Consider the following 12,546-nt stretch of genomic DNA (forward strand, 5'->3'; position numbering starts at 1 on the left):
GTAAAAATCAAAATAATATGCACAAAACAAAAGAGAAGATACGCTTAGCGCTCCTACAAATATCTCCAAATAAGAAAAATAATGACTTTTCCCAGAAATCTGGATATTTAATTCAAGAATTCTCGAAATCAATGTGCAATATCCGCTGAATAAAAATATGAATAGGAAGTGCTGATACTCTATATATTTCTCTCCCGCAAATATATATACGACATAATATGAGCCCAAAATAAAAATGCACATCATAAATCCATATCCGTTAAAAATTATATTAAGCATCATCTTATAGATTCCGATAAAATTCTTTTCCTTATAAAATTTAAGGACTCTCTGAGAAAAAACTATATAAAGCGGATCGAACATAATATAAATAGTTGATGCTATTTTTTGGTAAACCGAAAAAATTCCATTAAATTCTCTATTTAAAAAAACTTTATCAATGATAAATTGCGGGCTTAATGATGATAGATATGACCCGACAATACCGGGCGCAATTTTTATGGAAAATAAAAAGGAATTCCTTGTAATATGATAATTTACGCCAAATAGCCAACCTTTAATAAAAAAGCTAAAATAACTAACCAGGGAGACAACTGTACTAGAAAACAACATAGCATGTATTATATTGATCGCACTACCCTCCATATCGTAACTTTTTATAATAAAATAAAATATAATTGTTAAGAGTATCTTACTGATTATAATTACTCCATATTGCATATCCTTTTCTTCCAACCTTTTTTGATACTGTATAAGATATATCAGGCTATCAGAAAATGACAAAATAGACAAAGCAATAAAAATTTTCCAACTCAATAAATTAAAATAATTTATAATACACAATAACAATATACCCATAATCACATGAGAAAGAAATGTAACATTAACGATGCCGCAAAATAATTTATATCTGGATTCTTCTGTAGAATATTCGTAGTAATATCTTGCGTATCCGGATTTAAATTCTAGCGATAGTATAAAAGATAAAAATACATATATAGTCATGTACAGTCCATATGCACCCATATCATTCATGCTTAAAGTGTGAGCAATATATGAAAAAAATAGTACAGATAAAATTTTTTCTATCATCAAAAAAATAGTATATAAAGATATCGTCTTAAGAAACTTTTTAAGCATTCTCTACTTTCTTAAAAACATAGAAATACCCCAAGGAATTATTTTTATATTTGTTTCTAAATACCTTTAATCTACCTATTAAATCTAAAAGTCTAAAAATTACGTTTATCGGTAAGTAAAATATAGGACCCAAAAAGGGTTCTATCCTGAGACTACTTAGTGTATTTCGTATAATTGATATAAAACAAAAGCCTACGTTTGCAAAGTCTCCTCCATACGTATCATATCTTATAAGTTCTAAATTCACTTCTTTTGCTAGCTTAATCATGGCATTTGGAGCAAATCTAAAAAAATCAAGGGGGGGATTATGTATGCTTGCATTTTGCGCTTCAAGAGCAAAATAATACCCACCATCTTTAAGCACTCTTGAAATTTCATAAAAAGTCTTCTTAATATAAAAAGAATCATCTAAAACAAAAACTGTCATAATTGCATCAAAATTATCATTCTCGCAAGGGATATTTTCAGAGCTACCTATTATATCTGGATTTGCATATTCGCATTCACACACATCAAGACCTACGTAATCAGATTTTTTTAGTAATTTCTTATATGGTTTTTTTCCGCAACCTATATCTAAAATTTTATACTTAGAATCAAAAAAAGAATCTATTGTCGCTATATATTTTATAACGTCTTTTAACAAGAATCTATATCCGGTAATCAAAGAAAAATATCTGTCAAAATACATCTTTATGTCCCCTATATGTTCCTTCGACCAAATCATTAAAAAGCCATCTATTGTTTTTCATAAAGCCTTCGTAAATTTCTTTAGTCTGTATATTTTGTAAATATTTATGATCCGAGATAAATGTTAGAAACATTTTCCAGTCACCTTTATATTTTATTTCGAACGCTCCATCGCCCACATCTAAAATATAGGTATTATTATAGCTCTCGTAATAATTAGCACATTCACTAAAAGTAGCATACCAAACATCTTTGTTTCTTAGATATCCGAAAATAAAATCTAAAGAATTTATGTCGTTGTAAATATTTGGCATCTGTATCTTACCATCAAATCTCGTTCTAAAAAAATGCTCCGCTATACTTACAGCCTGACCGCTCTTAATCATATGCTCTAGTCTATATAAATTTAAAAAATATTTTGCTGCGCTTTTTACTGGGTTTTTACTATGATTAAACATATCTCCCGACAAATTTGACGGCATCTCTATTATATTATGACCATTGTACTTCAGGTTGATATTATTTATAAACGGCTTATAGTCAAAAGACCACCATTTAAATCCGCACTCGCACAATCCATCTATCAAATCATCTTTAAATTTATAACCAGGGCTTCTTCCGCCATACACCTCATACCCAAATCTATCTTTAAATTTAGCCGAATCGCTTTTTATGATGTCAAAATACTCTTCTTTGCTATATTGATCAAACTCATAACACCAAGTACTCGGGTCTAGCGTAGAATTTATTAGTCCATGATTGTGTCCGTGATAAGCTATTTCATAGCCGCAATCTAATATAAAATTTAAAAAATTTTCGAATTCGGCCCTTTCAAAAATATCGTTGATTATAGATTTATCTTTATCCCAGTAAACCCCTTTGCCAAAAGGCAAAAAAAATGTGATTTTTATTTCGGGATATTTTTGAAGTAGGTTTTTATTAAGGTAGCTAAAAATAGATCCGTCGTTTGTTGTGCCATAGCCCGCATCGAAAAATGGGAAAATTTTTTGATGCTCTTTTTTAAAATATCCGTCGCACAAATCATCTATTCCCAATAAAATCGGCGATAAGCAATCGTCTTTCCATTTAGCTTTTTTAAGCATCCGTACCCTTTGTTTTTTGATAATATAAATACATATGGTCAAATATAGGTATTTGATTTATTGGGGTATAAAAATCAATAAAATTCATAAATTTACCAAATACCTTTGAGGCGATAGGCATCTTTTTAAATGGATTAAACATACCGCCTGAAGTGTATTTTGTTTTTCGCAACACAAATCCTTTCTCGGATATAAATTTATCTAAGAATACCTTGGAATAAAAATTTAAATGCTCCGGCTGGCTAAACATATGCCATCTGAAATTTATTTTATATAGCAATTGAGCCTTAAAACTATGCAGATAAGGAATCATAATCACTAAAACTCCATTTTCTTCTACTAGCTGCGTTAATCTATCTAGTATAGGCACAGGATCCTTTAAATGCTCCAAAATGGCGTAGCAAGTCACTGCGTCAAATTTTTTATCTTTAAAGTCTATATTTTCGATAAATTCCTCGTAAATATTTAGTCCTCGTTTTATTGCTACTTCGGCGCTTGATTTTGATAGTTCGATACCGTATTTCTCTATGCCCGCATCAAAGTGCATCAAAAAATCTCCCGTTCTGCAACCAAGATCCAGTACACTATTTATACTCGGTTGTATAGAATGTATAACCCTTTTTTCATTATCCCAGTATCTATCTTTTTTAAAAGTTACATCATACGAGCTTATGTTTTTATCGCCTAGACTATCATATAACAGCCTAAGATCATAATCATGCTCGTTTATATCAAAAAAATAGCACTTGCAACTATCGCAAAAATACAACGTATAGTCTAAACTATTGTATATACTTCGCATTTTTTTTAGCGGGGTTACATCGTTTGCTTTACAAAATTTACATTGCATCCAAAACCCCTTTTGTTTTATCATATAAATCATCTAAATTTCTATTCTTAAACAAAATCGTTCCTATCGGTCTGTCGCACACATCGCTTGCTATCGCAGGGCATTTAAAGTATAAAGCCTCTCGAATACTAAGGGCGTCGCCATCGGTATTCGTAGGTCTTATCATTAGACTAGCTTTTTTAAATATAGGCCAAAGCTCTTTTTGCCCAGTCAGAAAATAAAAATTTTCCTCTAAATTTAACTCTTTTATACGCAGATGCATTTTATCTATATACTCCGTATTAACCTTTTCATTTGCTAGCGCAAAAATAAACCCTAAATTTGGATAGACGTTTTTTAGCTTATCCGTAAGTTCTATGCATATATCAAGTCCGTATAAGTCGGTATTTTTATAAAAAGATATTTGAAATGCATTTGCCGTTATTATCTGTGTCTTGCTTTTTATAAAATCGTAAAAAGCGCCGGGGTAGGTAGCTAAAATTTTATCTTCCTCCTCTAACGGCGGCGGCAAAAAAGCATGCTCGATTATGATACTTTTTGGAATACGTAAATTCCTACTTTTGCAATCGTCCAAAATGTGTTTATTAACCACTACCAAAACATCTATGTAATGAAAAAAAACCCTATAAATCAACGCCTTAAATTTAGAGCTCTCCTCAAACAGCCTTGGATTATGGCTAGTGGCAATTAAATCAAAATTTTTAAAAAGTCTAGCAATCATAAGCATAAAAGCTATCGTTATGCTAAACGAGTGGATATTTATAGCTCGAAATTTTGTCCTACACAATACTGCAAACAAATCGATATATTTTTTAAAACTATTCTTGGATACATCAAATACTTGCGAATTATCTAGCGATTTACTAAGTCTATAAATATAAACCGACACTCCGCCAAGAGGAGGCGGATACGGTCCGATTATTAAAATTTTATCATATTTTTTAAGCCTATCTTGCACTAACGAACTCATATCAAAAACGAAATCTCCGTCGTCTGCACCATATCCCAAAGCTCTATCGGCCAGCCTTTTTTGCTTCCTTTTAGAGCCTCAAATAGCGCCTCAAGCTCTTCTGGCTGCCCCTTTTGGCTCACATTTGTTGAAATTTCTTTCAGCCCCACTCCATATCCTTTTAAGCTTTTGTAATCGTCCAAAACGATGCTCTTGCCGTCGAAGTGGATCTCCATAAATTCCTTGCTTAGCTCCTTGCTGCCGTTTGCAAAATACTCGATATTTGCCACCGAGCCGTCTTTGTATTTTAAGACGATGGATTTGTTATCCTCGGCGCTATATTTTTCATTACTCGGCGTGATCGCCTGCGAAAATACGCTCTGTATCTCGCTGCCCGTTAGCGCCGTCATTAGATCTATTATGTGGCACGCTTCGCCCACCATTCTGCCGCCGTTTTCATGCACCCAGTGATCCATCGGTATGTAGCCCGCGTTCATTCTATATCTAATTATCATCGGATTTATTCTAGCGCTCGTGTGCTTTTTTATCTCCTCTGCATAAGCGCTAAATCGCCTGTTAAATCCCACGAATAAAAGGGGCTTGTCGCCTCCCCCTTCGTAAAATTTCTTTATCTTTTCAAGCTCGTCTTTATTCGTCGCAAGCGGCTTTTCTACAAATACGTTTTTACCCGCTTCAAGCGCCTTTAAAGTAAGCTCCGCATGGCTATCGTGCCTTGTGGAGATGATCACCAGATCGATGTTTTTATCGTTTAAAACATCGTCTAAATTTGAAGTAGCGTAGTTCGCTCCGTATTGCTGTGCCACCGCCTTTGCCTTATGTCCGCTTCGGTTCATTATCGCGTAAATTTTATACTTATCCGTAAGCTTTGAGATATTAGGCAGGTGCATTCCGGTAGCAAATCCGCCGACGCCGATGAACGCGACGTTTATCACATCTCTGTTTACTGGCGCGGAGCTTATAATGATTTTTTTATCATGATTTAGATAGCTATCAAGCTCGGTTAAATTTGCCTCGCCGTAGTCGAGCAAAACCATAAGCGGCTTATTCTGCGAAGTCTGCAGCGACTCAAATGCCTCCGTTACCTGCTCGATAGGATATTTCGCGTCTATGAGCTTATCCAGCTTGATCAAATTTTCATTTACCAGCCTTAGATACTCGCTCATATTTCGATTTTCAGTCCATCTTACGTAGCTAAACGGATAATCAAGCCCTCCTTCTTCGTAGCTCTTATCGTAGCGACCGGGGCCATAGGATGTGGAGATGAGAAAATCAAGCTCCTTTTTATACATATCCTCTCTATTGATCTGCATGCCGGCAACGCCCACGAGCACCACTCTGCCCTTTTTCTTGCACATCTGAAAGCTTTGCGACAGCGGCTCGCTACTGCTCGTAGCGGCGGTAAATAGCACTCCATCGGCGCCGTACCCACCGCTCCAAGACGCAACTACGTCTAACAAATCGTCTCTTGACGGGTTTATGACGAGCTCTGCGCCGTATTCCTTTGCTATCTGCAAGCGCCTATCGTCAAAATCGCTGACAGCAACCCTCACTCCTGAAATTTTAAGCATCTGCACCGCAAGAAGCCCTAATATCCCCGCACCGACCACTACGCAGGTCTCGCCCAGCCTTAGATCGATCCGCCTAACGCCCTGCATCGCTATGCCGCCCAGCGTCACGGTGCAAGCTCGCTCAAAGTCCATATCCTGCGGCATTTTCATAACTAAATTTTTAGGTACGTCTACGTATTCTGCGTGGTTTGCAAGTCCTGCACCGGCTGCGGCGACGCGCTCACCGATTTCAAAATTTGAAACGCCCTCTCCGACCGCTATGACGACGCCGCTAAGCGAATAGCCGGTCGGGCTTCCGCTATCAAGCTTGCCCTTTACCTTCGCATAGGCGTTTGCGATGCCGTCTGATTTTATCATACTGATGACTTTTTTTACGTTTTCAGGCTGTTCTAAGGCTCGCTTTATCAGACTCTTTCCGCTATTTGATACGCCGCTTATCTCGGTGCCCGCCGATATGCAGCTATTTACTACTTTTATAAGAACACATCCCTTTGAAACGCTTGGGGCAGGGATCTGCTCCGCTAAAACTTTACCTTTTTTAACTATTGCTTGTATCATTTTACAACCTTTATTTGTTTTAATTTCAATGCCGGCTTTTCTATAAAATTCCAAGAAACGCAAGCGATCGTGAGCGTCGCTGCTACCACTATGAGATATAGCCATAAAGAGCCGCCAAAGCCCAGACTAATTAGAATTTGAACTATCAGCATATGATAGAGATATGTACTATAAGAGAGATCGGTGCTTCTAGCTATCTTTAAATTTGTGTAGGAAAAAGCCATACTAAAGATCACTAGCGCCAAAAGGAAAATTTGAAATACAGTAGAAATTTCCAAGCCTCTCTTATAATCTCCAAGCCCGCTTCCAAACTCTATAGCCGCAAAACAAAATATCAAATAGAGCGCAATATAATATAAGCCGTAGCCTACGAGATATTTTTTTATCTCCAGCCAATAAAGCCTCATGACCATGCCGATGATAAATACCCACAAAAACGGCAAGCATATAAGCTCAAGAAGCTTATTTAAATTTGAAGCGGAGTAAAAATTTTCATCGGCGATTGCGGGAATTATCATTGATGTAAAAAATAGGAAAACTAGTAATAAATTTCTTATGATCACTTTCCTAATACACAAAATAAATGGAAGGACGATATAAAACGATAGTTCGACGCTAAGCGTCCATAAAACGCCGCTCGGGTAAGAGCTAAAAAAGCCGTTATAATTATATAAAGCATCGTTTTTTATACCGATTATAAAGCCCGCTATGCCTGAAGCGGCGGTAATGACATACAGCACGAAGTATTCTACGTATTTTAATACCGAGATATCATTAAAATTTTTGCCCACGTACATAGCTAGCTCAAGTACTAAAATATTGACAAATAGAGCCGGATATATCCTAAGCGCTCTTTTTATAAAATACTCTTTTAAATTCCCGCTGTTTAAATAACTATCGGTAATTAAAAATCCCGAAACCAGAAAAAATAATGGGACGCCGGGAAATAGCCTAAGAAACTTATCCACGTGCCCCCCCCATAAAAGCGGTATTTTTAACCATCCTGTCGAGTGCATATATACCACTTGTAAAGCAAAAAGTAATCTAAAAAAATTCAGATGGTTATCTCTATCTATTACTTTTTGAAAACTCATTTACAAATTCCGCAAAAATCCAAAACTTCTTTTTCTATTTTTAGCCCTTTAAATTCCTTATGTCCGACCAAGAATACGATAATGTCTGAAATTTCGATAGCCTTTTTATAATCCGCTATCTCAAAATCTTTGTGAGCCTTGATGTTGGGCTCTACGGCGATCACATCGACGCCGTCTGCGATCAAGCATTTGGTTATATTTAGCGCAGGCGACTCCCGCAAATCGTCGATGTCCGGCTTAAAAGCAAGCCCCATGCACGCGACTTTGGGCTTTTTGCCGTTTCGCAGCTCAAATTTCAAAGCGGCGTTTTTGATCTTTTCTATGCTCCACTCGGCTTTGTGGTTATTGACCTCTCTTGCGGATTTGATCAGCCTCGCTTCGTAGCCGCCCGCATGCACTATAAACCACGGATCGACCGCTATGCAGTGCCCGCCTACGCCGCAGCCCGGGCTTAAAATATTAACTCGCGGATGACGGTTTGCTAGCGAGATGAGCTCCCAGACGTTAATGCCGAATTTATCGCACAAAATGCTAAGTTCGTTTGCGAAGGCTATGTTTACGTCGCGAAAAGAATTTTCGGTGAGCTTCGCCATTTCGGCGGTTCTTGCGTCCGTTTTTAAAATTTCGCCTTTAACGAACGTCTTATAAAATTCCGCCGTTTTCTCGGCAGACTCCCTGCTTAGACCGCCCACGATCCTATCGTTTTGCGTAAGCTCTTTTAAAATTTTACCGGGCAAAACCCTCTCCGGGCAGTGAGCGATGTAAATTTTAGAGATATCGACGCCGCTATCTTTTAAAATTTGACCTACCTTCTCCGTCGTGCCAACCGGCGAAGTGGATTCTAAGATCACGATATTCCCCTCTTTGATATAGGGCGCCACCGCCCTGCTCGCACTTATGACGTAATCGATATTTGGCACGTATCCGTCACGAAACGGCGTAGGAACGGCTATGATAAAAACGTCTGCGAAATCTGGCTTAACGTCTGCTTTTAAATTTCCGCTTTCTATGGATTTTTTTACAAGCTCGCCGAGCCCTTGCTCTACGATATGAATTTTGCCCTGATTGATCGTATCTACGACGTTTTGGAGCAGATCGACCCCATGGACATGGTAGCCGCTGCTAGCCAAAAGCGCCGCCGTCGGCAGGCCGATGTATCCAAGACCTACTATACAAATTTTTTTCACAATGTTTCCTCCAAAAAATCGAGTATCCTTTCGCACGCTTTTCCGTCGCCGTAAGGACTGATGCTTTGGCTCATTTTATCATATTCGTCTTTTGAATTTAATAATTTTTGCGCTTCTTTTACGATATTTTCTCGCTTTGTTCCGACCAGCCTCACGCATCCCGCCTCTATCCCCTCGGGGCGCTCGGTTCTGTTTCTAGTTACCAAAACGGGCTTGCAAAGGCTCGGCGCCTCCTCCTGGATGCCGCCGCTATCGGTGATGATCATATACGCTTTACTCATCAGATACACGAACGCGTCGTATTCCAGCGGATCCATCAAGAAAATATTCGGTAGGCCCGATAAAATTTCTTTCACCGGCTTTTGGACGTTCGGATTGAGGTGTACGGGATAGACTATGTCCACGTCGGCATTATTAGCGGCTATTTCGCGCAGAGCCTCGCATATGCTCACGAAGCCTTCGCCGAAATTTTCCCGTCTATGGCCAGTTACGAGAATAAATTTTCTCTCGCCAAGATGAAATTTAAAATTTATGGAAGATAAAATTTTATCTCGCAATGCCGCATCGCACTCTATCTTATCGATAGTCCAAAAAAGCGCGTCTATTACGGTATTGCCGCTAACTACTATGTTTTCTGCGCTCTTGCCCTCTTTTAGTAGATTATCTTTTGCGCCCGCGGTCGGCGCGAAGTGATACTTGGCTATCAGACCGGTGATCTGCCTATTTATCTCCTCTGGGAAGGGCGAATAGATATCGTGCGTCCTAAGGCCCGCTTCGACGTGCGCCACATCGATCTTTTGATAAAAGGCGGCTAGCGATACCACGCTTGTCGTAGTCGTATCGCCGTGGACAAATACGACGTCCGGCCTATAGCGCTCGAATATCCCGCGCATGCCGAGCAGCACCCCCGATGTCACATCGTACAGATCCTGAGCCTGCTTCATTAAATTTAGATCGAAATCAGGCTTTATCTCAAAAAATTCAAGCACCTGATCAAGCATCTGTCTGTGCTGGGCCGTGACGCAAACCTTTACCTCAAATTCCGAGTGCTTTTGAAATTCCTTTATCAACAGAGCCATCTTAATGGCCTCTGGGCGCGTTCCAAATACTATTAAAATTTTTCTTTTCGTCATAAACTCCCCTAAATATTAGTTTTTGCCCAAAGTCTATATAGTAATATTAAAATTATTCTTTTTTCCTTTTATACACATCTATTAGTTTACCGTGCTCTACCAGCTCATATTTATCGCGAACATCATCAAAAAGATTTAGTAATATTTTTAATTGTATAATCCGCCGCATAACATCGTTTGGTAGCCATTGATTATTATAAACATCGAAAAAACGTCTCTCTTTTAGCTCTTTATAATATACATTAAAAATGTCAGTATCAACATATAAGATATCGGCTTTGGAATTTATGAGATCTAAAACTTCATTGTATTCATCATCAGTTATTATAAAGGATTTTAGTTCAAAATACTTTAACCCACTATATTTTTTACTAAAGAATTGTAACATATTGTCATATTTGGATATCATATATAACTCATTTGAATTTTTAGAGTACTTATTTATAAGTCTTAAAGCATCGTCAAAGCGCTCAAATGAATAGGTAGTAATAATACCACCTGCTCTTTCATGATCCCATTTATAATTTCTGTGTGTAGCAAAAGTATTTTCATATAGTGCCATTTGGGATATATATTCATAGCAGTATTTGGCATAAGCAAATATAAGTATAGCCGCTATTATGATATATAAAATATTTCTAATTCTTTTAACTATGAAATGAAACAATATCAGCATGGGTAGTGCAATAATAGCAAAATTTATATTATCAAAATTTCCCTTCCATACAAAAAGAACACATAAAAATTCAGTATAGAAAAGTAAAAATATATAACTTAAAAGATAATTCGATCTTTTTAGCTCCACATAAAACCATATAAGCCCGAGCCAAAGCAGAGATATAGCAAATAATAATAGCATGTAAATTGACATACTGATAGGGAGAGAATAAAAGCCATCTAAAAAGTATTTCGTAGATGGATTATCCATGAGTGGATATTTTATACAAGCAATTATGCTAAATAATATAAAAATTATAAAGATCCAAAGTTCTTTTAGATCAACCCTTCTGCGCTCGATAAATTCTAATACATATTTTATTATAAAAGTACCAACTATAGATAAAAATAGGAATAGTCCAAAATCCTTTACTAAAAGTATAGATAAAATCCCCAATGTAAAAACTATAGCTATGTAACACGTTCTTGATTCTTTAAATTTCATAGACCAAAAAAGCATTAATGCTATTAAAAGATCAAAGAAATGCCTAATATAGACATGTGTTGGAGCAAAATGATAAGAATGAAACCCTATGCTAAAAAAATATATGCTAAAGAGAATTGTAAAAATAAATCTAATAAAATAATTTTTAGTAAATAAAATTATAAATGCTATAGAAATAATATAATATGTTAAATTAATTATATTCTTTGCCTTGTCAAAATTCTCTACGTTTATACCTCCCAAGCTCTGCATAATAAATTTTACCGTGTAAGCACTCAAAAATCCATACTGAGAAAAAATCTCAGATTTATTTCGGCCCAGGTCCAGCTCATTTACGGCATTCAACATAAAGGGGGCTTCATGCCAAAAATAACGATTTATAAGTTGTGTCTGCTGTTCATAAAGATTATCTGCGATAAAATTAACTTTTTCCTGCAGTTTGTCCAGAGAGTCTGCCCAAAATAAAGGATACGCATCCCAAGCATCTATATCTTGACCTTTAATTAAAGTATCAAACATAGTCATATTCATGTCTTTATTATATAAAGTAGAAAATTGCAAATTATGAGCATCGCCATGAATTACACTATATTTACAACCGCTAGATATAGATTTACATTTTGAAACTATATCGTTATAAGAATTGTATTTATACATAGATGATTTTAGGGGCTCAAAGATTAAATTCTGCTTTATATATTCGCTATTTTTAACAAATTTATTACCTATTAGTGTTTCTTCGTCTATATTTTTAAATTCATTAATTAATTTAAAATCTGTAAAAATTCCATATGCAAAAAATATAGCTTGTGCTACAACTAATAATACAATAAATGAATTGATTAAATATTTTATAACATTATTCATCACTTCCTCCAGATTTATATCTTATGAACCAAAGCAGAATAGTAAATACTATCGATGTAATAAATATATAAAATATATAAAAAAATAAAACATTATTACTTTTTGCTAAAAACGATAAACCATAGTCATTATAAGCATACTTGTGGCTACTAAATTTCTCTGCCGGAAAGAGAAATAAATAAATTATAACATTTATTAAAATATAATAGACGAATATCTTTATT

At 36.2% G+C, this 12,546-nt stretch carries 9 protein-coding genes; all 9 read right to left on the reverse strand.

The window, feature by feature from the left end:
- Window positions 1-1,132: 1,132 nt before the first annotated feature.
- Genes Q0274_RS02220 through Q0274_RS02260 form a run of 9 tightly spaced genes read right to left on the reverse strand, consistent with a single transcriptional unit; the run spans window position 1,133 to window position 12,322 of the window.
- A complete protein-coding gene (locus Q0274_RS02220; protein ID WP_298027355.1) occupies window positions 1,133-1,831 on the reverse strand; it encodes a class I SAM-dependent methyltransferase in 699 nt (232 codons plus the stop codon).
- Window positions 1,821-2,933 (reverse strand): hypothetical protein, encoded by a 1,113-nt coding sequence (locus tag Q0274_RS02225; protein WP_298027357.1) that lies wholly within the window; start codon window positions 2,931-2,933, stop codon window positions 1,821-1,823. Before Q0274_RS02225 ends, Q0274_RS02220 begins: the two co-directional genes overlap by 11 nt.
- Window positions 2,926-3,783, reverse strand: coding sequence for a class I SAM-dependent methyltransferase (locus Q0274_RS02230; RefSeq protein WP_298027358.1), 858 nt, complete (start codon window positions 3,781-3,783; stop codon window positions 2,926-2,928). Before Q0274_RS02230 ends, Q0274_RS02225 begins: the two co-directional genes overlap by 8 nt.
- Window positions 3,773-4,792: a glycosyltransferase gene (locus tag Q0274_RS02235; RefSeq protein ID WP_298027359.1), complete on the reverse strand. Its 1,020-nt coding sequence runs from the start codon at window positions 4,790-4,792 to the stop codon at window positions 3,773-3,775. The genes Q0274_RS02230 and Q0274_RS02235 overlap by 11 nt, the downstream gene beginning before the upstream one ends.
- On the reverse strand, window positions 4,750-6,879 hold the full coding sequence (locus Q0274_RS02240; protein WP_298027361.1) for a bi-domain-containing oxidoreductase: 2,130 nt from the start codon (window positions 6,877-6,879) through the stop codon (window positions 4,750-4,752). Before Q0274_RS02240 ends, Q0274_RS02235 begins: the two co-directional genes overlap by 43 nt.
- On the reverse strand, window positions 6,876-7,973 hold the full coding sequence (locus Q0274_RS02245) for an acyltransferase (RefSeq protein WP_298027362.1): 1,098 nt from the start codon (window positions 7,971-7,973) through the stop codon (window positions 6,876-6,878). Before Q0274_RS02245 ends, Q0274_RS02240 begins: the two co-directional genes overlap by 4 nt.
- Window positions 7,970-9,163 carry a UDP-N-acetyl-D-mannosamine dehydrogenase gene (gene wecC / locus Q0274_RS02250; protein WP_298027368.1) on the reverse strand — a complete coding sequence of 398 codons (1,194 nt, stop codon included), beginning with the start codon at window positions 9,161-9,163 and terminating at the stop codon, window positions 7,970-7,972. Before wecC ends, Q0274_RS02245 begins: the two co-directional genes overlap by 4 nt.
- Window positions 9,157-10,293, reverse strand: coding sequence for a non-hydrolyzing UDP-N-acetylglucosamine 2-epimerase (gene wecB, locus Q0274_RS02255; protein ID WP_298027363.1), 1,137 nt, complete (start codon window positions 10,291-10,293; stop codon window positions 9,157-9,159). The genes wecC and wecB overlap by 7 nt, the downstream gene beginning before the upstream one ends.
- Before the next feature lie 52 nt (window positions 10,294-10,345).
- Window positions 10,346-12,322, reverse strand: coding sequence for a hypothetical protein (locus Q0274_RS02260; protein ID WP_298027364.1), 1,977 nt, complete (start codon window positions 12,320-12,322; stop codon window positions 10,346-10,348).
- Window positions 12,323-12,546 lie beyond the last annotated feature (224 nt).

Origin of the sequence: uncultured Campylobacter sp. (assembly GCF_937973075.1) — a bacterium.
Taxonomy (GTDB): Bacteria; Campylobacterota; Campylobacteria; order Campylobacterales; family Campylobacteraceae; genus Campylobacter_B.

Bases quoted from the DNA above. Each gene is read 5' to 3' on its own strand.
- Q0274_RS02220 (WP_298027355.1), bottom strand. From the start codon at position 1,831: ATGTATTTTGACAGATATTTTTCTTTGATTACCGGATATAGATTCTTG.
- Q0274_RS02225 (WP_298027357.1), bottom strand. From the start codon at position 2,933: ATGCTTAAAAAAGCTAAATGGAAAGACGATTGCTTATCGCCGATTTTA.
- Q0274_RS02230 (WP_298027358.1), bottom strand. From the start codon at position 3,783: ATGCAATGTAAATTTTGTAAAGCAAACGATGTAACCCCGCTAAAAAAA.
- Q0274_RS02240 (WP_298027361.1), bottom strand. From the start codon at position 6,879: ATGATACAAGCAATAGTTAAAAAAGGTAAAGTTTTAGCGGAGCAGATC.
- Q0274_RS02245 (WP_298027362.1), bottom strand. From the start codon at position 7,973: ATGAGTTTTCAAAAAGTAATAGATAGAGATAACCATCTGAATTTTTTT.
- wecB (WP_298027363.1), bottom strand. From the start codon at position 10,293: ATGACGAAAAGAAAAATTTTAATAGTATTTGGAACGCGCCCAGAGGCC.
- Q0274_RS02260 (WP_298027364.1), bottom strand. From the start codon at position 12,322: ATGAATAATGTTATAAAATATTTAATCAATTCATTTATTGTATTATTA.